This window comes from Burkholderia sp. MSMB1589WGS, from assembly GCF_001636105.1.
GTDB classification, from domain to species: Bacteria; Pseudomonadota; Gammaproteobacteria; order Burkholderiales; family Burkholderiaceae; genus Burkholderia; species Burkholderia humptydooensis.
Genome location: NZ_LNJT01000008.1, coordinates 1,066,136 through 1,089,276 on the forward strand (window position 1 = coordinate 1,066,136; position 23,141 = coordinate 1,089,276).

The window sequence follows — 23,141 nt, forward strand, 5'->3', positions numbered from 1 at the left end:
GGAGCGAACATGAGCAGCCTCTATTCGATTCACCCCGATTCGGGGTCCGAAAAAATCGCGCTGAAACGCGTGTGGGATGGCGACGGCCCGCTCGCGGGCGGCTACACGAGCTTCGTCGCGCTGCCGCGCGCCGGCGGGCCCGATCTGATCGCCTACAACAAGGCCACGCAGAGGACCGACGTCTATGCGCTCGGCGACGCCGCGCCGTGGATCAATCCTGTCGATTCGAAGATCGAACTCGCCGGCGGGCCGTGGGACAGCGTCGCGTCGTTCGCGCTCGGCAACGTGCCGTATCTGCTTACGTATCGCGCCGACGACGGCACGTTCGGCTTCTTCGCGCTCGGCGCCGATCGGAGCGCGTTTCCGCCGTACACGTTTGCGCTGCCGCGCAACACCCCGACGCGCGGCTTCACGAACGTCGCGCCGTTCACGTCGCTCGGCCAGCAATACATCCTCGGCTACGACTTCAACACGGGGCGCGTCGCGAACTTCAGCGTCGCCGTGACGCCTTCGTCGGCGGACGGCGTGCCGCCGCTGCTCGCGCTGAACGTCTGGTATCACGAGTGGGCGAAGGGCTGGACGCAGTTCTCGTTCTTCCAGCTCGGCGGCGCGAACTTCTTCTTCAAGATCAACACGGCGAAGCTCAACGTCAACATCGATCACATCCAGGACAATCCAGCGCTCGGCACGGTCGAGGTCGGCAGCTACCTGCAAGGCCAGCTTCCGGACGCGCTGAAGATCACGAATGCGGCATGCGTGCCGTGGGCGCACGGCGAGCCAACGCTCATCACGTACATCGCCTCGGACGGCGCGACGGCCGTCTATCGGATTCACGCGAACTGCCTCGGCTGGACGCGCATCGGCGCCGCGACGACGGTCGCGGGCGCGTCGCACGTCGTGCCGTATCGCGCCGGCAACGCGTCGTATGCGCTGTTCTATCGAGGCTGAACGATCGATCGAGGAACCTGCGATGAACCCGAACACTGTCCCCCCGGCTGCGCGCGACGTCGCGTGGATCAAGCGCGCGTTGCAAGCCGCGATCGAGCTCGAATACTCGACGCTGCCGCTGTATCTGTCCGCGATGTTTTCGCTGGAAGTCCAGAACTACACCGCATACAACGCGATCCGCAGCATCGCGATGGAAGAAATGGTGCACATGGCCATCGCGTCGAATCTGCTCGCCGCGCTCGGCGGTTCGCCGCAATTCCAGTCGATCCGGATCGCATATCCGACGACGGGGCTGCCGGGCGGCGCGGAGCCGGATCTGCACGTCGGTCTCGCGCGCTATTCGAAGCCGCAACTGAAAAACTTCCTGCGCATCGAGACGCCCGCCTTCCTGCTGCGCCAGTTGGGCCGCGGCGGCGGCTACCCGACGATCGCCGCGTTCTACGAGAGCATACGTGATGCCGTCGAGCGCAACGCGGACGCAGTGCGCGCGGCGGTGCAGGCGGGCGGCCCGGCGAACCAGGTCGGCGACGACATCGGCTTCACGACCGTCACGTACACGCCGGGCGTCGATCCCGTCGACTCGTTCCATGCGGGCATCGACGAAATTCTTCAGCAGGGCGAAGGTTCTGGGCGCGGCGACGTGTTCGCCGGCAATCCGTTCGAGGACGAAGAGTCGCACTACGCGCGCTTCGCCGAGCTCTATTACGGCGCGCGCTACCAGGCGCCGTCACCGCCCGTCGATTTCAATCCGAAGAACGAGCCGCTTTTCTTCGGCGGTGCGGCGATCGCGGCGCCCGTCGTGATCAACACGCTCGCCGTGCCGGGCGACGGCTACGCGAGGATTCTCGCGCTCGATCCCGACCGCAGCACGGTGGAAAACGATCTGAACGCGTTCGACAACGGCTTTTCGGCGATCCTGTCGGCGCTCGACGCTGTATGGAACGGCCCGTCTGCTGCTTCGTGGAAGACGCTCGGCGGGGCCGTGCACGGGATGGTCGACCTGCGCGTGCTGTCGTGCTTCAACATCATGCGCCATCCGGTGCCGGCCGCCGCCGTCGCGCAACTCGCCGAGCTGTATCCGGACGAAATCGGCTACCTGCGCACTTACACCGATCTGTCGAAACCCGTGTTCTACGGTCCGAGATTCGTCAACGTGAATGGCAAGCAGGCGTCGTGAGCAGTCCGCACGACGACGGGCGTTGGGCGGCGCGCGCAAAGCGCGCCGCTCCTTTGTATTCGAGTTTGCGTGTGCGAGCGTTCAGGTCCTGTAGCCGTCGTCGCGACGCTCTAGCTTGCGAAGCAACGCCGGCCACACGAACGCGCCACCGAGTCCGCCCGTCTGCACGGACGCCGCTTCGGCACTCGTCGCGACGATCTCGGGCGGTATCTCGATCAACTCGCCGCCATTCTGCGCGGCAAGCTGAATCTGGCACGCGGTCTCGAACAGATACATCGCGAGAAATGCGTCCGCGATCGTCGGACCGACCGTCAGCAAGCCATGATTGCGCAGCATCAGGAACGTCGCGCGCCCGAGATCGGCCTGCAAGCGCGGCTTCTCGTCATCTCTGAGCGCAACGCCTTCGTAATCGTGATACGCGAGCGACGGCAGCACGAACGTCGATTGCTGGGAAATCGCCCGCATGCCGCCGCGCTGCGCGCTGACGGCCACGCCCGCGCGCGTATGCGTGTGCAGCACGCATTGCACGTCTTCGCGCGCGGCGTGCACCGCGCTGTGAATCACGAAGCCCGCGCGGTTCACCGCGTAAGGAGAATCGCCGACCTTGTTGCCGGCCTGATCGACCTTCACGAGCGACGACGCGGTGATCTCCTCGAACATCATTCCGTACGGGTTGATCAGAAAATGGTGATCGGGGCCGGGCACGCGCGCCGAAATGTGCGTGAAGATCAGATCGTCCCAGCCGTGCATCGCGACGAGGCGATAGCACGCCGCCAGGTCGCAGCGGAGTTTCCATTCGGCCGGATCGATGCCGGCGGCGGATGCGGTGCTCATGAAGGCTTCCTTTCGTTGCTGCCGACTGCCCGTGCAGTCGCTTTCGATGCAATGGGGCGCGCATGCGTCACGCGTTCGGGTCGCGACGCCGACGCGCCGCCGCGGTGGAGCCGCACGCCACCCTACCAGTTTCGCGCGCCGATGTGCATTAGGATTGCCAGCGCTCTCCCTCATCGGCAGTCGCTTCAAACGTTTGAAACGGGATGGAACGCGCGCGGCAAAACGGCGGCATAATCACGGGCGATGCCACCGAAACGAAACGAACCGTCGCCGATCCGCAACGGCACACGTCCGAAGCCGACGCGACACGCCTGCCTCGATGCCCTCCTTCGCGAGATCCGCGCGTGCACCGTCTGCGCGCCGCATCTTCCGTGCGGGCCGCGGCCGGTCGTGCGCGCCGATCCGCGTGCGCGCATCCTGATCGTTGGTCAGGCGCCCGGCGCGCGCGTCCATGCATCCGGCATCCCGTGGGATGACGCGAGCGGCAAACGGTTGAGGAAGTGGCTGAACGTCGACGATACGACGTTCTACGACGAATCGCTGTTTGCGATCGTCCCGATGGGTTTCTGCTATCCGGGGCGCGGCGCGAGCGGCGACAATCCGCCACGTCCGGAATGCGCGCCGCTTTGGCTCGACAAGCTGCTTGGCGAACTGCCCGACATCCGGCTCACGCTGCTGATCGGCCAGTATGCGCAACGCCGCTTCCTCGGCGCGCGCCGCAAACCTTCGTTGACCGAAACGGTGCGCGCGTGGTCCGAGTACGCACCGGAATTCATTCCGCTTCCGCATCCATCGCCGCGCAATCAGGGCTGGCTCAAGCAGCATCCCTGGTTCGACGCCGAGGTGCTGCCCGCGCTGCGCGGCAAAGTGGCCGAACTGCTGCTGCCACCGCTAGGCCGCCGGCGGACGAAGCGCTGATCGTCCGAAAACGCCCGGTTCGTTCGTGTTCCGAATCGTCGCTGCAAACGGCTTCGCCGCGAGCGACCCGCCCGCGTCGAAGCCCCGGTCAGGCGGCGCGCGGGCACGCCGCCCCGTGCCCGCGCGCTTCCCGTCAGGCCGGAAGCAGCGGTACCGTCACGCTCGTTCCGGCCGGATCGAGCGTGAGCTCGGTGCCGGGCGTCGGCCGCAGCGTCGCCTCGTTGTCGCTCGACAGCACGACGAGCCCGAGCCGGTGGCCCGCTTCGAGCTTGTAGTCGCGCGGCATGAATGTCAGGCGCAAGTCGTACGGCATGCCGGGCAGCACCGGCTCCGAGAACCAGCTCGACAGACGGTTGCGCGGGTCCGTCCATGCACGGGTGACGATCGTCGCACTGCCGTCCGGCGCGCGATCGATCAGCAGCGCGGTCACGTTCGCGGTCGCCGAGAACGTCAGGCGCACGCGCGCGGTCGCAGTGCCCGAGATCCGCGTCGCGCTTGCGACGGGCATCGTCTCGAAGCGGCTGCGATGCTCGCCCGTGTTCGCGTTCGCGAGCGTGAGCGCCATGATCCTCGCATCGTCGGTGAACTTCGCGAGCGGGCCGTCCGCCGGCTCGGCCAGCAGCGTGCCGGTGCTCGCGCCGTCGCCGCCCGCGAAATACGTGACGGACGATGCGCCGCGCGCGGGCCAGCTCGCCTCCTTCAGCAGCGTGCCGTCCGCCTGCTCGATCACCGAGCCCGGGCTGCGCTCGACGCCGTTGTCGTAGCCGAGCAGATAGCGCGTGAACCAGCGGTTCACCTGCTCGGTCCACGCGTTGGCCATCGCGGACACGCGAGTCGGATCGGTGTGGCGCGCGCGGTGCAGCCACAATTGCGCGGGCACGCCCTGGCGCCGCATGGCGAGATACCACGATGTCGACTGATCGGTTCTGACGTTGTCGTCGGCAAGCCCCTGCGCGACGAGCGCGGGCGCGACCGCGAGCGCGCTCGGAATCTCGCGCGCCGCCCAGAACGCCGAATAGTCGCCCGTCTTGCGATCCTCCTTCTGCAATGCCTCATCGATCAGATGCGTGCAGCGCTCCGGATGCGGGTTCGTCAGCAGCGCCTTGATGTAGACGTCGACATCCTCGCCCTGATAGCCGTCGGGCGCGCGCACGAGCCCGCCCGACCGGTAGTAGCCGTACATGTCCGTCAGCCCGGCGACCGGCACGATCGCATCGAGCCCGCGCGTGCGCAGGCTCGCGACCATCTTCGGCAGCGTGCCGTCGTACGATACGCCGTACATGCCGACGTGCCCCGTCGACCAGGTCGCGACGGCCGGCTTGCCATTCGCGTCCTTCGCGGCCGCGCCGCGCCCGAGCCAGCGGATCACCGAGGCCATCGCCACCGATTCGTCGCGCGTCAGGATCGTCGGGCAGCCGTCCGAGCCGGCCGTGCCGAGCGAATCCGCGTACACGACCGTGAAGCCGCGCGGCACGAAATAGCCCTCGATCCACGAGCGCCCCGCGGCGGCCGCGTCGACCTGCTGCCAGATACGCGTCTGCGGCGCGGCGGCCATGATTCGTGCGGACACCGAAGCAGCCGGATGCGGCGTGCCGTCGAGCTCGACGTCGACGTTGTGGTTCGGGCTGTCGGCAAGCCCGTTGTAGTAGGGACTCGCGAGCACGATGACGGGCGTGCGCGCGCCCGACGCGGTTTCGGACGGACGCACGATGCGCACGTGAATCCGGTCCTTCGCGCCGTCGCCGTCGGAATCGACGGGCGTCTCGACCCACGCCTCCTCGGAGATCGTGCCGCCCGACAGCGACGGCTGCACCTGCCCGTTCTGGATCACGGGCCGATAGCGGCCGCCGCTCGACAGGCTGGCATACGCCACGCCTGACGGCGAGAAGCGCGCAGCGAGCTGCTGTGTGCCGGCCGCGGACGGCGCGGCCCCCTCCTGCTGGACCTGAGCGAGCGCGGACGCACCCGGGATGCCCGCGCCGTCGTCGCCGCCGCAAGCGGCAAGCGTCGCGGCGGCGGCGAGTACGGCAATCCAGGCGCGACGCGGTTCGGTTCGATGAAGTCTCATTGTTGTCCTTGTTTCGATGATCGTCTGGGAACGGTCATCCCGTGCGGGATGGCGTCGTGTTGAACATGCCGGCGGGCGCTGCCGGCCGCATCGCGCGTATCGTCGCCCTCACGAAATCGGGCGCGTCCGCGACGCGATGCTTCGACGCCGCCGGCCATGCTGCGACGGCGGCGTCGCTATGCGGGCGTTGCAAGGGAAAGCGCGTCGCACATCGATGCGCCGCGCCGATGCCCGCATCCCGCATGACGGACATCGGCGCGCGCGAACGCGAAACCTCCCTGCCGCAACGCCCGCGTTCGCTCACTGCGCAGCGGCGTCGACCGCGTTGCCCGCGTCGAGCAGCCCTGCGCCGCAAGTGCTCGTCGAGCAGTTCGATCCGCTCGCGAACGGGCGCGCGCTCGATTGCAGCCGCTGCAAGACCTGCGAAGGCGACAGCGTCGAATTGACCGCGAGCATCAGCGCGACCGTGCCCGCGACGTGCGGCGTCGCCATGCTCGTGCCGTTGTAGCTCGCGTAGCTGTCCGCCCCCGGCGACGTCTTGCCTGCATTGAGCGTCGACAGAATGCCGACGCCCGGCGCGGCGATCTTCACGGCGGCGCCGTAGTTGCTGAAGCTCGCGCGCACGCCGTTGCTGTCGATCGCGCCGACCGCGATCACGCCCTGACAATTCGCCGGCTGCGTCGTCGACACCGGGCCGCCGTTGTTGCCCGCCGCCACGACGACGCTCGCGCCGCGCGACGCGATCTCGTTGATCGCGTTCTGGTAGGTCGAGCTGCACGTGCGGCCGTATCCGCCGAGGCTCAGGTTCAGCACCTTCGCCGGATTCGGATTCGACGGCACGCCCGGCACCGCGAGGCCCACCGCCCAGCGCATGCCGTCGACGATGTCGCTCAGCATCCCGCCGCACTTGCCGAGCACGCGCACGGGCAGCACCTTGCCGACCCACGAGATGCCCGCGACGCCGACGCCGTTGTTCGTCACCGCGCCGATCGTGCCCGCGACGTGCGTGCCGTGCCACGAGCTGTTGCTCGCGCCGCAACCGTAGAACGGACCGCTCGGATCGGTGTCCTCCTGCGCGGTGACCCAGTCGCCGGGGTCCGATGCGTCGCTGTCGCGGCCGTTGCCGTCGTTCGCGGTCGGGACGTCGGAGATGAAGTCGTAGCCGGGCAGCAGGTTGGCGGCGAGATCCGCGTGCGGGCGATAGCCGGTATCGATGACGCCGACGACGATGCGCGCGGACCCGGTCGTGCGATCCCATGCCTTCGGCAGATTCGCGCCGGCTGTCGGATTGAAGTAGCCCCACTGCTCGGGATAGCGCGTGTCGTTCGGCACGACGAACGCATGCATCCGCGCATCGGGCTCCGCATATTCGATCGCACCGTCCGCCGCGAAATCGCGCGCGAGCCCCTCGGCCTCCGCGAGCGGCACGCGGCGCCGCAGCGACAGCACGGTCGCGCCGCCCGACATGTCGCGCTTGATGCGAATGCCCGCGGCGGGATCGCCCGGATTGCCGGGCGCGGATGCGGCGGCCGCGCCGAATGCGCGCCCCGCCGCGCGCGCATTGCGTGCGGCCAGCACGCGATCGATGACCGCCTGGACGTCCGCTTGCGCGGCCTTCGCGGCCGGCGCACCGGACAACGTCTTCGCGGCGCGCAGCTTGACGATCAACTGATCGACCGCATCGGCGGGCCCCGGAACCCAAGGCGCGGCTGTGGTTTCCGCTCGCGCGACCGAAGCGAGACCTGCCAGTGCGGCGCACAGCACGGTCATCCTAATAGAAGTAGTACGAATCAATATTGACATGCCCATACTCCCCCAAACGGAATGGAACGGAATGAGTCGACGATGTTGTGCTGTCGCTGCTTGCTTCGCTGCGCTGCCGGCAAGAAAGGACACGCCGCGCCGATGCGAACGACGTAACTTGGCTGGACGACGTGTTGCCGACAAACCGATCGCGGTCGACCGAACCGTCCGGCTGCGCGAGCCGGACGGTTCGTCTTCCGTCAGATCTGCGTCATGGGAACGAGCGGAACGGTGACCCGCTCCGTCTGCCCCACCCTCTCAGGTTCTTTTTGCCGCGTTTGTATTTATCGGTACATCTTTGCGACTCGTCAGGCCCGCATCAAGCATTCGCCGTGTCGTTCGACGACGGCGAACTCGGATTACATTCTTGTTTCTCGATGTCGACACGAGATCACGAGCAGCGTGCAAGCGGCGGATCGGCGGACCCGCCGGCACCGGCTATCGTCAGCAGAGTCGCCCGCCTGTCCACGTTGCGGCGCTTGCGCCGCCCGGTCTCGTTTCTTTCCAGAAGCTTGCACAAAACTTATCTCGCTGAAATCCTCGTGTCAAACATTTTTAGCTAATATCAAAAAAAGTTTCATCTCAATTACCCGGCGGAGAATCGCTTTCCGCGTCCGGGCAAAAACAACCATCATGTCGAATGCGGACGCCGGCTCCACGCTGCGCCGTTTCTCCATGCCGCCGATCTCGTAGAAGAAAGTAGCGGCTGCGCAAGAAAATGCTGTTTGAAAGCGTAAGGGCGAGAGATTTTCAGGCGCCAAATCGAGCGGGACGGTCCACAAGGTTTTGTGCGCAGCAGCTATTTCAGGTCGAATATCCCCAAACCTTATAAGGAATACCGTCACTCACTTGCGTGCGTTGCTCGTGACGCCCGGCACTTTTCATCGCATGCAAGCGTATCGTATTTCTTCGATTTTCCCGGTTGCAGCCGCGCTTTTCGTTTTTTGCTCCCCCGCCTCGCGCGTCGCACGCCATCTGACGAAGCGTGTCGGCACACGTCGGTTTCTCTCTTCGGCATCGAGGCGTCGAATCGATTGCTGCCGCATCCGCATGACATGTTTGTTACGCTCGACCGACGCAGACGTCCATCGTACGTCGTCGTCAGCGCAAGCGACGTGACAAACGCAAACGACGACGCGCCACGGCACGTTGCATCATCGATGCATCACCGGGCGCCCGCACGCCCTCACCTCTTCGCATCGCACGTCCATGTCACGGATCGGTTCTCGGATGTGACGTTTTATCGCTGCATTTGCCGGAAAAAACGATATCCGAATCGCACGTTTAATCACGGAAACCGAAATGTTGAACTGTGAACGACACACATTCTCAAAGAAAATTTAACGAGTTCTTAAAGAGTTTGAAATGAAGGTCCTCATCGTAGAAGACGAGCCGAAGACGGGCATGTATCTGAAGCGCGGGCTCACCGAAGCAGGCTTCGTCTGCGACTGGACCCAGGATGGGATCAGCGGTCTGCACCAGTTGCAGACGGAGAACTACGATCTCGCGATCCTCGACGTGATGCTGCCCGGCTGCGACGGCTGGACGGTCGTGCGCGAGCTGCGCAGAACGCACCGCACGCCGGTGCTGTTCCTCACCGCGCGCGATCACGTCGACGATCGCGTGAAGGGCCTCGAGCTCGGCGGAGACGACTATCTCGCGAAACCGTTCGATTTCGCCGAGCTGCTCGCGCGCGTGCGCTCGCTGCTGCGGCGCGGCCAGGCGACCGATGCGCCGGTGCTGCGCGTCGCGAATCTCGAGCTCGATCTCATCCAGCGCAAGGCCCGCCGCCAGGGCAACACGATCCTGCTCACCGCGAAGGAATTTCTGCTGCTGTGGCTACTGATGCGCCGGCGGGGCGAGATCCTGCCGCGCTCGCTGATCGCATCGCAGATCTGGGACATCAACTTCGACAGCGATTCGAACGTCGTCGACGCGGCGATCAAGCGCGTGCGCGCGAAGGTCGATCAGGACTACGAGCCCAAGCTGATCCACACGGTGCGCGGAATGGGCTACGTCCTCGAGCAGCGAGGCGAGCCGTGCGAATCGTGCGCATGATGCGTCGCCTCGCGCCGCGCACGATGCGCGCGCGGCTTGCGATCAAGTTCGCGCTGTCCACGTCGGTGCTGCTCGCGATCAGCGGCCTGCTGCTGTACGAAACGCTCACGCGCACGTTCGCGTATTCGTCGGAGCGCGCGATGGAGACGACGCTCGCCGGCGTCGTCGCGCACATCGACGAGGCGCGCAGCATCGCCGAGCTGCGCGAGAAGGGAACCAAGTTCTACTACTCGTTCCATAGCGACGAAAAGGTCGACTTCGCGATCTACGACGCACTGGGCACCGCATGCATGCAAAGCGGCTGGTACGTGCCATACGGCGGCGTGCGGCAGGCGAGACCCGGCCTCGATCCCGCGATCGTCGACGACAAGCGCAACGCAAGGCGCTATCTCGTGGCCAACGCGCGCCTCACCGGCAATCCGGGCTTGCCGCTGCGCGTCGCGGTTCAGTACGACTTCCGTCGCGAGCAGTCGCTGCTGCGAACGTGCGCGATCAGCATCGTCGCGATCATTCTCGTCGGCACCGCCGTCGCGGCAACCGTCGCTTACTGGATCGCCGCTTACGCGCTCATGCCGCTACGCCGCTTCGCCGCGCAGGCCGATCAGATCTCGAGCAGCCGTCTCGCGCAGCCGCTGGCCGAAACGGAAATGGCAGGCGAGCTCAGAGAGCTCGCGGTGTCGTTCAACCGGATGCTCGTGCGGCTCAATGCTTCATTCACGCGGCTGAAGGAATACTCGTCCGACCTCGCGCACGACATCCGCACGCCGCTCACCAATCTGCTCGCCGAAGCACAGGTCGCGCTGTCGCAGCGGCGGTCGGTCGACGAGTATCGTCAGGTGATCGAATCGAGCGTCGAGGAATATCAGCGGCTCGCGAGGATGGTCGACGACATGCTGTTCCTCGCACGCGCCGACGGCCATCAGAACAAGCTCGACATCGAGCCGATCGACGCCTATGAGATGGCCGATCGGCTCGTCCGCTACTACGAGACCGTCGCCGAGGATCGCGGCATCGGGATCGTGGTCGAAGGCCAGGCGAGCTTCAGCGGCGATTCGATCCTCGTGCAGCGGGCGCTGAGCAATCTGCTGTCCAACGCGATCCGTCATGCGCCCGATCACTCGACGGTCGTCGTCCGCTGCGAGCAGTCGGAGCGGGACGTCGTGATCGCCGTGACCGACACCGGCCGCGGGATCGAAGCCGTGCATCTGCCGCGGATCTTCGATCGCTTCTATCGCGTCGATCCTTCGCGATACGATTCGGCCTCGGGCACCGGGCTCGGGCTCGCGATCGTGCGCTCGATCATGACCGAGCACGGCGGCGATTGCCGGGTCGCAAGCATGCCGAACGTCTTCACTACGTTCTTCCTGCGCTTTCCTCGTGAGCACGTGACCGACGGTGGCGATTGCGCGCCGTCTGGCCATGATTCGCGTTGGCATCTCGAACAGACTTGAGTCATGTCGCGAGCCATTTTAAATTCGAATGCGGCTTTTTCATCAAAATGACAAAAACATCATAGCGAAGTCACGTTGCCGGAGGGCCCCCTGTTCAAAATGTCAATCATCGAATTCCCCCTTCTGGATTCGATATTGATATGGAGAACGTATGAAAGCCACATTCCTCACTGCCGCCCTCGCCGCCGCGCTCGTTTCGCCTGCGGCATTCGCGGACGCACCGGCCGGGAAGACGCGCGCCCAGGTCTACCAGGAACTGGTCGAGGCCAAGGCCAACGGGCTCGACTACGTGACCGACGCGTCTTATCCGGAAATCTCGCCGCTCTACGCGCCGCGCTTCGCGAACAGGGCCAAGCCGCAGCAACCCACGCACGCGGTCGCCGATACGCGCGGCGCCGCAGAGGCGGGTACGTCTGGCATGTCCGAAGCGGCTCAGGACGAGCGCTGCGTCGGCCCGCGCACGTTCTGCAACCCGTATGCCGGGTCCTGAGCGTCATGGTAGCGTCCCGCGTGATCGCGGATCAAACGTCCGGCAGGTCGTCTTATGACGCCTGCCGCTTTTTTGTCGTTCGGCAATGCGCTGCCGCACGCGCGACGGCGCGCTCGCATCGCGAAAGGAATCGTAGACGCGCTCGCCGCGCGTCGCCGCGTCAGTGCGCAGCCAGGCGCTGCGGCAACTCGCGCAGGAACGCATCGCGCGTGCGAACGCCCGTGGAACCCGGCTCCTGGCGCTCGTCCTGCGTGAGACTCGCGAACACGAGCGTCTCCTTGCCGCGCTTGATCCAGCCGACGAACCAGCCGAATCCATGCGCTTTGTCGCGCGTACCGTCTGCCAGAAGCGGGTAAGCCATGCCGGTCTTGCCGTGCACGATCGTTCCGTCGGCAAGCGTCGTCGTATCGACGATCCGCTCCGTCATGTCGATCGCGTTCGCGGACACGGGCAAATCGCGATTCAGCATCCTGCGCAGGAATCCGATCTGTTCGAGCGGCGAGATCTGCAGCGACGAGCCGATCCACGCGCGATCGAGACCGTTGTTCTTGCCGGGGTCGCCGGAGAGGTCCGCGTTGCCGTAGCCGAACGCCTTCGCGTATTGCGCAACGCGTTGCGCGCCCAGATGATGCGTGATCTGCTGCGAGTACCACACGACCGAATACTTGAGCCACCGCGTCGGATCGGTCGGCTGCTTCCATGCCGCGCCGCCCCAGTCGACGTAGCCGTCGCGATACGGCAAGACAGGCTCGTGTTCATTGCGCAGGAAGCCTGCGTCGTAGCCCATGAGGCTCATCGCGATCTTGAACGTCGAAGCGGGCGTCGCGCGACGGCTGCAATCGCCGTCCTTCAGCAGGAACTTGCCTGTCGTTGCGTCGGCGATCGCCGTGCAGAGGGTTTTCGCATGCGCGGGGGCGGCGGCGCAGCCCAGCAAAACGAGCGCGCTCGACAGCGCGTGCCGGATTTTCACTATAGGTCTCGACGAGTTGGATGGTGTCTCATCGTTCGGCCCGAACGATCGAGTCGATGATTGTATAGCCAATCGTCACTCTTTCGTTCAACGGATACGATTTGTTCGCCAGAATGACGACGCCGACCTTCTTCGACGGGACGAACGCCACATACGTCGAGAACCCGTTGGTCGACCCGGTCTTGTTGATCCACACGTCCTGCCTCGGCGGCAGCGGAGGATCGAACGGCTTCGCGACGACGTCCTTGCCGATCAGATCGTTGCCCGCGAGCAGCTTGCCGAGACTCACCGGATACGGGTACTGCTCCCAGATCAGGCTCTGGATCATGCCGTCCGCTTCGTAGTAGCCGACATGCGTCGCTTTCATTGCGCGCGCCCATTTGTCGCTCAGCGGCACGAGCCCCATGTTCGCGTCGACGAAGCGGATCAGATCCGTCGCGCACGATCTGACGCCGTACGCTTCGGACGCGAGCATGCCCGCCCTCAGCCGAATCGGCGCGCCCTGCTTCGTGTAGCCCTGCGCATCATCGTCTTGCCGCTCGGCGGGCACGTCGATGTAGCTGTGCAGCATGCGAAACTCGGGAAACAGGTTCTTCTCGATCAGCGCCTCGAAGCGCTCGTTCATGCTCGCCGCCGCGATCATCCCGAGCGTGCCGATGCCGAGATTCGAATAGACGCGATGCGTGCCGGGCGCACGGTCGGGCCGCCAGTTCTTCAGGTAGTCGAGCAGCTCGGCGGTATTCGTGATCGTGTCGGGCACGAATAGCGGCAGGCCGGACGTCTGCGTGCCCATGTTCAGGAGGCTGATCCGATCGAAGCTGCTGCCTTGCAGCGCCGGCAGGTAGCGGCTCACGCTGTCGGCGAGCGACAGCTCGCCGCCTTCCTGCGCGTACGCGGCGAGCGTCGCCGTGAACGTCTTGCTGAGCGAGCCGATCTCGAACAGCGTCCGGCCGGTGACGGGCCGCCGCGTCGCTGTCGACGCGACGCCGTAGTTGTAGAAGTAATGCCTCCCGTCGATGCTCACCGCGATCGCGAGCCCCGGAATGCCGTACTTCTCTTGCAGAGGTTGCGCAACGGCGTCGACGATGCGCCCGACGTCCGCCGGCTCGATGCTTCGAGCGGCGTGCGCGGCGATTGCGAGGCAGCAGCTCAGCGCGAGCCACATCCTGATGACGAACTGCGTACGTTTGCGCATGGAGAATCGGAACGTTCGGGAGAATCGGAGCCGGACCGCCGACGCTTTATCGTCGAGAACGACACGGCGCGGCACGGACTTCGGCTGTCAGTCGAGGATTATTGCAAACGCAACCCACCCGGACAAGCAACGCTCGCGGACGAGCCTTCTCCGCCGCGCGACCGGCGATGCCCCGAAAAGCAGAACGGACCGGCGCGAAGCCGATCCGTTCTTCTCCCGCGCGTGCCGCCACCACGCGCATTTCGACCGAGCGGCGCGCCTGCGCGCACCGCTCGACGGCTTGCATATCAACCGCGCGCCGCGCTCTTCGCTTGCGACACCTTCACGTCGTCATCGTCGTCGCGGCGATGGGGCGTCACGCGCTCGCCAACGCGCACCGGGTACGCCCGGCCGCCCATCAGCCCCTTCCACAGCACCTTGTTGTACGCGACCGCGTCGATCCGGTCCTCGACCGAGAAGTCCATGCCGCGCGTCGCGAGCGCCCAGTAGCGCATCCCGTGCGTCGGCCTGAGCGCCGCCGTCCTGATGTCGCCCGACGGAATCGGCAGTTGCGTGTTCGCGAGCAGGCCGGACGCGACCGCCTTGAAGCCCCACTTCGACTGGTTCAGATCGAACACGTCGGTCATCGGGCCTTGCGTCGCATCGAACAGCCCGAGGTGATCGAGGCCGAGCACCTCGGTGATCGTGCGGATCATGTTGACCGTCGTGTAATGCGTGCTGACGACCGCGTTCTGCTTCACGTACGGCCCGATCACGAACGCCGTGCTGCGATGCGCGTCGACATGGTCCGGGCCGTCCTGCGCGTCGTCCTCGACGACGAAGATCAGCGTATCGGCCGCATACGGGCTGTTCGCGACTGCCTGCGCGACGCGGCCGACCGCATAGTCGTTGTCGGCCATCTGAATCTCCGGCGTATTGACGCCGTCGAGCGCGGTCGAATAGGAGCCCGTATGATCGTGCGGCAGGCGCAACAGCGTCAGCGACGGCATCCGGCCGTTCGCGGCGAAGCCGTTGAACTCGCGCTCCCACTCGAGCTCGCGATAGAGATCCGGATACGCGTTGTCGTAGCCGCGGAAATAGGAGTCGGTCAGATTGACGAGCGCGGGCGTCACGCAATATCCCTGCACCACCTGGTCGGCAAACGGTGCGCGGTCCATCGGGATCGCGTTTGGACCGCTGTTGCGCGCAATCTCCATGAAGAACCCATAGTTGCGCACCGTGAGGCCCGCGCGCAATGCCGCATTCCAGATGTAGCCCTGTTGAACCGCGTCGGACGGGCCGTCCGGCGCGGACACGTCAGCCGTGCCGGGGAGCAGGTCCGGATCGGCCGGCAGCGCCGGGTTCGCAGCCGCGCGCTGCGCGCCCGTCAGCCCGACGTCAACGTTCCGGTTCTGGCCTTCCCAATCGTACGAGCCGCCGCGCGAGCCGGCGCGCACCGGGCTGCCCGCATAGTTGACGGGCAGCATCTTCGCGCCCGCGTCCGATTCGCGCGCGCCCGTGCTCCACGGCCAGCCGTCGCCGCTCACGTCGCCGGAATCGTAGAAATTGTCGAGCGTGACGAACGTCTTCGCGAGCGCATGCATGCTCGGCGTCGTCGCGTCGGGAAACTCCGCGAGCGACGGATCGCTGTTGCCGCGGCCGACGTCGCCGAGAATCTGGTCGTACGTGCGGTTCTCCTTGACGATGTAGATCACGTGCTTGATCTTCTTGCGCAGCGCGGCCATCGTCGCGATGTCGTTCGACGTGAGCGCCGCGTTGAAGCTGTTGTTGTTCGCCACCTGCGTCGTCAGCAGATCGAGCGTCTTGCTGCCGGGCGCCGGCATCCACATCAGGCCGCCCTTGCTCAGTTGTTCGATGTACTGATTCTCGACGAGCTTCACCGGCGTGTTCTTCACCGGGCACGGCACGGTGCGGCCGCTGTCCTTGCAGTTGCCCGGATTCGGGCCCGGCATGTTCTTCGTGTAGACGACGTACAGCGCGTTCGCCGCGCCGACCGCGACGTCGGACGGATACCAGCCGGTCGGAATCAGGCCGGTGACGGCGGGCGACGCGCCCGCGAGCGAAATCGCCGCGACGTCGTTCGTGCCGCGGTTCGTCACGTACAGCGTGCGCTCGTCGGCGGACAGCGCGAGCCCGTTCGGCGACGCGCCGCGATACTGCATCTCGGTGACGAGCCCCGTGGGCGCGACCGTCGACACGGTCGACACGACCTTGTTCGCGGCCGTGTCGATCACCGATACGATGTCCGCGTTGTCGGACGCGACGTAAAGGCGCGACTGCGCCGCGTTCAGCACCATCTTGTTCGGATTGCCCTTGACGGGAATGCGCGTGACGACTTGCGGCGCATTCGTCGAGAGATCGACGACGACGATCTCGCGATCGCGCTCACTCGACACGTATGCGGTCTTGTTGCCGACGATGCGCACCGCATTCGGATACTCGCCGCCCGGCGTGCCCGATGCGCCGCCGCTCTTGCCCGGCCGCAGATCGCGCTCGGCGAGCACCGCGCCCGCGTTGAGATCGACGAGCGTGATCGAATCGTTGTAGCGATTCGCGACGACCGCGCGCTTGCCGTCCGCCGTCACGTCGATGCCCGTCGCGAGCGGCGTGCTGCCGATGCCGTTGCCCGTCTTGTGATTCAGCGCGATCGGCGCGCCGGCCTCGCCCCATGCGCCCTGCGAAAGCGCGAAGCGATGCAGGTTGTCGTCGCCTCCGCCCGTCACGTAGAAGTGCTGACCGTCCTGCGCGAACACGATGCCGACGTAGGTGTCGGGCACCTGCAGCACCTGCTTCTTGATGGGCGTGCCGCCCGACACGTCGAACACGAACACGTATTCGCCCGAGTCCGACTTGATCATCTTGCCGTTCGCATCCAGCACGTTGTTGTAGCCGCTCGTCAGCACGAGAAGCGTCTTGCGGTCGGGGCTGAGCGCCTCGGAGACCGGCTGCCCGGCGATGTAGTTCGGCGAATCCGCGAGCCCCGGATTCAGCGGAACGAACGCCGTGCCCGGCGCGGCCGCGGGCGAGATCAGTTGGCCCGTCGCAAGCAGCGTCGTGCTGGTGTCGCCGAGCGCTGGCGTGTCGACGGAATCGCTGTTGCACGCCGCGAGCGCCAACGCCGTCATCCCAACGAGCAGGAAACGTCTATACACAATGAACCCCTTCAAGAAGGCGCGACGCCGCTTTGACGGCGCCGGTGTTGTAATGATCGGTAATAGACAGGAACCCTAAGGGCACGGAGTGACCCGCTGATGACAGCGCAGCGGCTTCTCGCTCGTGCGGCAGCCGCGGGACGCCGCAACGGCGCGCCGCATATGTGCGACGGAGTTTGGAGAACGGGTGTGGACGCGCGGCTATCTCGTCATACGAGTGCACGCCTGCGGATTGCCGCTGTCCATGACGTACCGCTCGTCGCGCAGGATCGATTTCGTTTGGCTTTCATCAGGCATGGCGTTCGCGTGCCGATGTTTTCTTCGCGGCGATGCCGGAAGGGTTCGGCATCGCGCGAACGTCGATGCGCCGGCGGCTACGCCGCGCGAGTCGGCGACGCGGCAGTCGCTTGCGCACGCGCCACTCTGCGCGCAAGCAGCACGATGACGAGCAGCGTGGCGACGTAAGCGACGATCTGGATGCCCGCCGGTCGCGCCGTATAGCCGACGAGCGTATGCAGCATCTTGCCGACGACGCTCGATTCCTTGAGCAGCCACGACGTGTCCCAGACGGTGTCGCCCCACGAAGGCAGCCAGCCGGCCGACACGAGAAAACCGACGCCCTGGCTCGCCATGCCCGCGGCAAGCAGGACGATCAGCGCGTTGGTCACGGAAAAGAGACGCTTCAGCGGAATCTGCAGCAGCCCCGCATACATGCCGGCGCCCAGCCCGACGCCGCCGAGCACGCCCAGCGCGCCGCCGACGATCATCTGCGGCGTCTGCCCCGGGTCGCTCGCCGCGATGCCGTACAGGAACAGAACGGCTTCCGAGCCTTCGCGCAGCACCGCGACGCCGACGACGATCGCGAGCCCCGTGAGCGGCCGGCTGCCGGCCGCGACGGCCCGGCCGACCTGCGACAACTGCAGCGCCATCTCGCGGCCGTGCTTGCCCATCCAGATGCTGTGCCACGCGAGCATGATCGTCGCGACGAACATCACGCCCGCGTTGAACACCTCCTGCCCCATGCCCGACGCCCACGCGGAAATGACGTCGGCGAACGCCGCGATGAGCGCCGCGCCGACCACGCCGCCGAGCAGGCCGCCGCTCACCCACCACGTGCGGCCGCGCACGCCCTTGGTCGCCGCGAGGACGATGGACACGACGAGCGCTGCTTCGAGCACTTCCCGAAAGACGATGACAGCGGTGGAGAGCATGGTGCGCGGCGCTTTACTTGACGCTCAGCCTGGTTTTCGATTCGGCTTCGTGATACTCGTCGTGGAACTCGTACGTGCCCGCCTTCAGCGGCCCGATGTAGACGTCGACCTGCTTGCCCGCGGGAACCACCTTCTCGGCCTTGAAGTCGTCGCTCTCGAACTCGGCGGGCGTCGCGTCGAGGTTCTTGACCGTCACCTTCACTTTCTTGCCGGCCGGAATCGTGAAATCCGCGGGCGAGAATTTGTGATCCTTGAGCGTCAGGCTGTATGCGTCGTCGGCGGCGAACGCGGGCGTCGCCGAAGCGGAGAACGCGAACGCGAACGCCAGTGCGGAAATCGTCTGAAGAGCTTTCATGTAATGAACGAAAGGAAAGGATGAAGATGAAGAGATGCGGACGATAATAGAATCGATTCTCGTTCAGACAATTCGATATCCTTATTCTCGTTATGGACATGTCGCACCGCGCGATTCGCGTGCGCGGCGCGCAAGTGGCGAAGCGCCTGGGTTCGGGAACATCGCGCGCTTCGTCAATCCGGCAAAGCACCTGTCGCTTCCAGCATCGTATGAAGAAAGCATGCGGCGACGGCCGGTCGCAACAGCATGCCGGCCGATCGAACGCGCCCCCGCGATACTGAAAGGCAGATGTATGACCCATCGTCGACATTCGGGCCCCGGTGCACGTCGACGACCGCCGGCTCGCATCATCGCTTCGCAAGCGGCTTGATTGACAGCTTCGCTACCTTCGGACGGAATCGGTTCGGCGCGTCTTCCGTTGCGGCGCGCGTTCCTCTCCAACCCGCCATGCATGATGCTTGCCGCATTCGGCGACATCGTCCGACATGTTCGCCGTCATCGAAACCTTCACGCCGGACACGCTATCCGGCATGCGGCTCATGGATGACGACGGGGCATTGCATGCAGGCGGCGCTCGCATGCTGCGCGTACCACCTGCACGTGCTTCGGATGCCGCACTTCGGCAATCCTGCCTCCGGCGGCGCAAGCACCGCAGGCTCCTTCACGATCGCATCGACGAGGCCGCAACGATGCCCGGTCCACTGCGCGCACTTCCCGCCCAGGCACGGGCCGAGAAATCGAACGCGGTTTTCGACCGGCACGCCGTTTGCGCGCAGACCGTCGAGCAATTCCCTGCTGATCGGGATCTTCGGGCTGATATAGGCGACGGTCCCGCTGTCCATCACCGCGCCCAGCACCGCTGAGGCCGACTCGGCCGGCGCGCTCGGGCAGGTGCCGAGCGACGCGTCGCCCGCATCCGCCTGCGCCGCGCCGGCCGCGCTTCCTCCGGCCGGCGTCATCTCATTCCCCGATCCGCTCTTGCTCGGTCACTTTGAGCAGGCGCTCCGCCTCTTCGGCGACGATGATCCGCCCGCCGTTCGGCAGCACGACGTTCCACGCAGGCCCCTTGATCTGAGTGGCATTCTCGCCGACGAGCGCGGTAAGCAGCGCGATGTTCAGTTGCGCGGACGCATGCGCGATTTGTCTCCCGTCCAACGCCGCGCCGGAAACCGTGATTTTGAATTCGGTTGGTTTCATGGTTGTCTCCACAGGCTATTTCAGTTGTTGATGACCTGCACCGGGTCTTTGTTTTTTGCGCCGCATAACGGATTAAAAATAGTTCACCGAAACCGGCAAGTCAAAATTCGATCATTTATATGAAAACTGGATTATCGAATTAAGTGATTGGATAACGCATCGGCTTCTCGCTGCATCGGCTTGTCGCTCAGCACTTCGAGATTTCGCTTGTTCCGCGGGCTCATCGGCATCTTCTGGTTCGCGCCTTTCGGCGGGATCGGCGATTCGAACCGCTCGATGCGGCACAATGACGCAGAACCGGCGGCAACATCGACAGAAACGCCGATGCGCGGAATGGCCCGCTAAAATGGCCACGCGCGCTGATCGATCGCCCGCCTCGCCCCTTTGGCGCGCCGTGCAAGACTACCTCGGCAAGCAGCGCACACACCGCGCCCGCTTTTCATTTCAACGGAAATCATCATGGCCCAACTCCCCGAAGACAAACCGGTTTCGCCCACGAGACGCGCGATTGCAGCCGGCCTCGCGCTGCTGCCTGTCGTCGCGTTTGCGCAGAAGACGGCGGCGAAACCCGTCGTTCAGGTGTGGAAGACACCCACTTGCGGATGCTGCGAGGACTGGCTGTCGCATCTGAAGAACAACGGCTTCGATGTCGCCGTGCACAACGTCGAGGACACGTCCGACGTGCGGCAAAAAGCCGGAATGCCGGAACGCTTCGCGTCGTGCCATACGGGCCTCGTCCAGGGATACGCGCTCGAAGGCCACGTGCCCGCTCGCGAGATCAAGCGGCTTTTGCGCGAGAAACCGAACGCCGTCGGGCTTGCCGTGCCCGCGATGCCGATCGGCGCGCCCGGGATGGACGGACCGGCGTACAACGGCCGTCACATGCCTTATGACGTGCTGCTGATCAGGCGCGGCGGGCAGCCTAGCGTGTATCAGTCGTATAGCTGACGGATTGCGCGCATTTCGAGCGAGGGGCGTGCGGTCGCGGCGCGCAACCGACGAGGCCGCGGGTGCTTCCGGACGGTTTGCCGACATTGAAAAATCGAGAAACGGGGCGTCGGATCGTTCGGCATGCGCGCGTCGATGAGCCGCGGCAACTGCTGCAACAACGCGCCGATCGCATCCTACTCCGGCACGTTCAAGAACGAACTGGTCTATCATCGGCGCTTTACGACGCGTGAGCGGGCACGAAGCGCGATCCGCGAATACATCGAGATCCTCTGCAACCGGCAGCGCATGCAGGCTCGCCGCCATGACCGATCATCTGCTGCATTTACGCCGCGCTTCCATCTGAATCAGACTGCCGCTCAACCCGTTGGCCTCCGCGAATTCCAACCGACCTCCCCCGACGCCATGACCCGCCAACCGACCGCCATGCCGTTCAGCACGCTGCCGCTGACGCCCGCCACGCTCGCGAATCTCGCGCAGCTCGGCTACACCGACATGACGCCGATCCAGGCCGCGAGCCTGCCGATCGCGCTCGCCGGCCACGATCTGATCGCGCAGGCGAAGACCGGCAGCGGCAAGACGGCTGCGTTCTCGCTCGCGCTGCTCGCGCGCCTCGATGCGCGCCGCTTCGACGTGCAGGCGCTGGTGCTGTGCCCGACGCGCGAACTGGCCGACCAGGTCGCGCAGGAAGTGCGCCGCCTCGCGCGCGCGGAGGAGAACGTCAAGGTGCTGACGCTGTGCGGCGGCACGCCGATGCGCCCGCAAACGCAAAGCCTCGAACACGGCGCGCACATCATCGTCGGCACGCCGGGACGCATCATGGACCACCTCGACCGCGGCACTCTCACGCTCGGCGCGCTGAACACGCTCGTGCTCGACGAGGCGGACCGGATGCTCGACATGGGCTTCTTCGACGACATCGCGAAGGTCGCGCGGCAATGCCCGCCGGCGCGCCAGACGCTGCTGTTCTCCGCGACCTACCCGGACGGCATCGCGAAGCTGAGCCAGCAGTTCCTGCGCAATCCGAAGGAAGTGAAGCTCGATGAACGCCATGACGACAGCAAGATCCGCCAGCGCTTCTACGAAGTGACCGAGGATGAGCGGCTGCACGCGGTCGGTCTGCTGCTGAACCACTATCGTCCGGTGAGCACGATCGCGTTCTGCAACACGAAGCAGCAATGCCGCGACCTGCTCGACGTGCTGCGCGCGCAGGGCTTCCACGCGCTCGCGCTGCACGGCGAACTCGAGCAGCGCGAGCGCGACCAGGTGCTGATCCAGTTCGCGAACCGGAGCTGCTCGGTGCTCGTCGCGACCGATGTCGCCGCGCGCGGCCTCGACATCGCGCAACTCGAAGCGGTGATCAACGTCGACGTGACGCTCGATCCCGAGGTGCACGTGCACCGCATCGGCCGCACGGGCCGCGCGGACCAGGACGGCTGGGCGCTGAGCCTCGCGAGCATGGACGAGATGGGACGCGTGGGCGGCATCGAGCAGGCGCAAAAGCGCGACGTCGAATGGCATCCGCTCGCGGAACTGAAGGCCGACCGCAACGAACCGCTGCTGCCGCCGATGGAAACGCTGCAGATCCTCGGCGGCCGCAAGGACAAGATCCGCCCCGGCGACGTGCTCGGCGCGCTGACCGGCGATGCGGGTTTCAGCGGCGCGCAGATCGGCAAGATCAACGTGACCGAGTTCTCGACGTACGTCGCGGTCGAACGCGGCATTGCGCGCGACGCGCTGCGCAAGCTCAATGCGGGCAAGATCAAGGGCAAGCGCGTGAAGGTCCGGCTGATGGACGAATGACGCCGGCGTCACGCCGATGCGACGCGCTGGCCCACCCTCTCCAGATACCGCTGGATCGCGCCCCACTCGCCGCCGCGCCGGGTCAACGAATACACGGCCGACTTCGTCGCCCGGCATCCGGCGCGCTTCGGCCGCTTCGCGACCCTGCCGATGCGTGGGAGCAGCCGGTGTCGATCGAGCACCGCGCCGCGTGGGAAACGTGCAACCGCCGGTTCCATGAGGCGCTGATTTAGGCGGCCGCGTCACCGTGGACCTATCTGGTGCGGCGCATGCTGTCGCAGCAGAGCGAGCGCTACCGGCGCGTGTGCATCAGCCTCGAAGATTCGAAACGCGACGCGCACGCGGAACACACGTGCATCTTCGACGCGGCGATGCGCCGCGCCGATGCGCGCGCGGCGCTCGCGCCCGAGGATCACATCAGCACGACGCTCGACGCCGAGACATACGCGGCATCGCGAAACCTCGGTCATCACGTTTGGGCAGGCGCGCGGAGCGGATGCCGACGCGGCGGTTTGCCTCAAAAGCAGGATGGGCAAACACATTTCGGCAGATGTAAACGAGCC

21 protein-coding genes and 1 pseudogene are annotated in these 23,141 nt (G+C 65.7%); 10 read left to right on the top strand and 12 right to left on the bottom strand.

The annotated features are described in order from the left end of the window. The first annotated feature begins 9 nt into the window (after positions 1 to 9). Positions 10 to 948, top strand: coding sequence for a hypothetical protein (locus tag WT16_RS22500; RefSeq protein WP_063534938.1), 939 nt, complete (start codon positions 10 to 12; stop codon positions 946 to 948). 22 nt (positions 949 to 970) lie between these two features. Continuing rightward, positions 971 to 2,125 carry a ferritin-like protein gene (locus tag WT16_RS22505; protein WP_063534250.1) on the top strand — a complete coding sequence of 385 codons (1,155 nt, stop codon included), beginning with the start codon at positions 971 to 973 and terminating at the stop codon, positions 2,123 to 2,125. Between the two features lie 81 nt (positions 2,126 to 2,206). Here the strand turns inward: WT16_RS22505 and WT16_RS22510 are convergent, their stop codons facing one another. Next, positions 2,207 to 2,959, bottom strand: coding sequence for a class II aldolase/adducin family protein (locus tag WT16_RS22510; RefSeq protein ID WP_063534251.1), 753 nt, complete (start codon positions 2,957 to 2,959; stop codon positions 2,207 to 2,209). Between the two features lie 243 nt (positions 2,960 to 3,202). On the opposite strand from WT16_RS22510, the gene WT16_RS22515 reads away from it, so the two are divergent. Further along, the gene (locus WT16_RS22515) at positions 3,203 to 3,877 is read left to right on the top strand and encodes a uracil-DNA glycosylase family protein (protein WP_063534252.1); all 675 of its coding nucleotides are present in this window, start codon (positions 3,203 to 3,205) and stop codon (positions 3,875 to 3,877) included. 133 nt (positions 3,878 to 4,010) lie between these two features. Here WT16_RS22515 and WT16_RS22520 read toward each other — a convergent pair whose 3' ends face one another. From WT16_RS22520 to WT16_RS33900, 3 genes are all read right to left on the bottom strand, one after another. After that, positions 4,011 to 5,945, bottom strand: coding sequence for a Xaa-Pro dipeptidyl-peptidase (locus tag WT16_RS22520; RefSeq protein WP_063534253.1), 1,935 nt, complete (start codon positions 5,943 to 5,945; stop codon positions 4,011 to 4,013). Positions 5,946 to 6,245: 300 nt separating this feature from the next. After that, positions 6,246 to 7,748, bottom strand: coding sequence for a S8 family peptidase (locus tag WT16_RS22530; RefSeq protein WP_082875070.1), 1,503 nt, complete (start codon positions 7,746 to 7,748; stop codon positions 6,246 to 6,248). Positions 7,749 to 8,293: 545 nt separating this feature from the next. After that, positions 8,294 to 8,593: a hypothetical protein gene (locus WT16_RS33900; protein ID WP_156521481.1), complete on the bottom strand. Its 300-nt coding sequence runs from the start codon at positions 8,591 to 8,593 to the stop codon at positions 8,294 to 8,296. Between the two features lie 520 nt (positions 8,594 to 9,113). Between WT16_RS33900 and WT16_RS22540 the strand changes: the two genes are divergently transcribed. The 3 genes from WT16_RS22540 to WT16_RS22550 all read left to right on the top strand — a co-directional run bounded on the left by WT16_RS22540 (position 9,114) and on the right by WT16_RS22550 (position 11,747). Continuing rightward, a complete protein-coding gene (locus WT16_RS22540; RefSeq protein ID WP_006028121.1) occupies positions 9,114 to 9,806 on the top strand; it encodes a heavy metal response regulator transcription factor in 693 nt (230 codons plus the stop codon). Next, on the top strand, positions 9,803 to 11,257 hold the full coding sequence (locus WT16_RS22545) for a heavy metal sensor histidine kinase (RefSeq protein ID WP_063534256.1): 1,455 nt from the start codon (positions 9,803 to 9,805) through the stop codon (positions 11,255 to 11,257). Before WT16_RS22540 ends, WT16_RS22545 begins: the two co-directional genes overlap by 4 nt. A 151-nt stretch (positions 11,258 to 11,408) precedes the next feature. Further along, the gene (locus WT16_RS22550; RefSeq protein ID WP_063534257.1) at positions 11,409 to 11,747 is read left to right on the top strand and encodes a DUF4148 domain-containing protein; all 339 of its coding nucleotides are present in this window, start codon (positions 11,409 to 11,411) and stop codon (positions 11,745 to 11,747) included. Positions 11,748 to 11,907: 160 nt separating this feature from the next. Here WT16_RS22550 and blaOXA read toward each other — a convergent pair whose 3' ends face one another. From blaOXA to WT16_RS22585, 7 genes are all read right to left on the bottom strand, one after another. Further along, complete coding sequence (gene blaOXA, locus WT16_RS22555; protein ID WP_063534258.1) at positions 11,908 to 12,717, bottom strand: OXA-42 family class D beta-lactamase; 810 nt, start codon at positions 12,715 to 12,717, stop codon at positions 11,908 to 11,910. A gap of 28 nt (positions 12,718 to 12,745) precedes the next feature. Beyond that, positions 12,746 to 13,912: a class C beta-lactamase gene (gene ampC, locus WT16_RS22560; protein ID WP_063534259.1), complete on the bottom strand. Its 1,167-nt coding sequence runs from the start codon at positions 13,910 to 13,912 to the stop codon at positions 12,746 to 12,748. A gap of 287 nt (positions 13,913 to 14,199) precedes the next feature. Continuing rightward, the gene (locus WT16_RS22565; RefSeq protein WP_063534260.1) at positions 14,200 to 17,037 is read right to left on the bottom strand and encodes a phosphoesterase; all 2,838 of its coding nucleotides are present in this window, start codon (positions 17,035 to 17,037) and stop codon (positions 14,200 to 14,202) included. 401 nt (positions 17,038 to 17,438) lie between these two features. After that, on the bottom strand, positions 17,439 to 18,275 hold the full coding sequence (locus WT16_RS22570) for an FTR1 family protein (protein WP_059932945.1): 837 nt from the start codon (positions 18,273 to 18,275) through the stop codon (positions 17,439 to 17,441). A 13-nt stretch (positions 18,276 to 18,288) separates the two neighbouring features. Beyond that, positions 18,289 to 18,630: a cupredoxin domain-containing protein gene (locus tag WT16_RS22575; protein ID WP_063534261.1), complete on the bottom strand. Its 342-nt coding sequence runs from the start codon at positions 18,628 to 18,630 to the stop codon at positions 18,289 to 18,291. Positions 18,631 to 19,151: 521 nt separating this feature from the next. Further along, positions 19,152 to 19,589, bottom strand: coding sequence for a hypothetical protein (locus WT16_RS22580; protein WP_015603874.1), 438 nt, complete (start codon positions 19,587 to 19,589; stop codon positions 19,152 to 19,154). Between the two features lies 1 nt (position 19,590). Continuing rightward, positions 19,591 to 19,827, bottom strand: a complete 237-nt coding sequence (locus WT16_RS22585) for a hypothetical protein (RefSeq protein ID WP_006028130.1) — start codon at positions 19,825 to 19,827, stop codon at positions 19,591 to 19,593. 147 nt (positions 19,828 to 19,974) lie between these two features. Here WT16_RS22585 and WT16_RS33905 point away from each other — a divergent pair, with 147 nt between their 5' ends. The 4 genes and pseudogenes from WT16_RS33905 (at position 19,975) to dbpA (ending at position 22,578) form a co-directional block, all read left to right on the top strand. Continuing rightward, positions 19,975 to 20,172: a hypothetical protein gene (locus WT16_RS33905; protein ID WP_156521482.1), complete on the top strand. Its 198-nt coding sequence runs from the start codon at positions 19,975 to 19,977 to the stop codon at positions 20,170 to 20,172. 114 nt (positions 20,173 to 20,286) lie between these two features. After that, positions 20,287 to 20,775: a DUF411 domain-containing protein gene (locus tag WT16_RS22590; protein WP_015603076.1), complete on the top strand. Its 489-nt coding sequence runs from the start codon at positions 20,287 to 20,289 to the stop codon at positions 20,773 to 20,775. A gap of 108 nt (positions 20,776 to 20,883) precedes the next feature. Next, a pseudogene (locus WT16_RS35110) lies at positions 20,884 to 21,135 on the top strand (IS3 family transposase); the annotation flags it as partial. A gap of 66 nt (positions 21,136 to 21,201) precedes the next feature. Next, positions 21,202 to 22,578 (top strand): ATP-dependent RNA helicase DbpA, encoded by a 1,377-nt coding sequence (gene dbpA / locus WT16_RS22595; RefSeq protein ID WP_230479353.1) that lies wholly within the window; start codon positions 21,202 to 21,204, stop codon positions 22,576 to 22,578. A gap of 242 nt (positions 22,579 to 22,820) precedes the next feature. Here the strand turns inward: dbpA and WT16_RS33910 are convergent, their stop codons facing one another. Continuing rightward, positions 22,821 to 23,114, bottom strand: a complete 294-nt coding sequence (locus tag WT16_RS33910) for a hypothetical protein (RefSeq protein ID WP_155246047.1) — start codon at positions 23,112 to 23,114, stop codon at positions 22,821 to 22,823. Positions 23,115 to 23,141 lie beyond the last annotated feature (27 nt).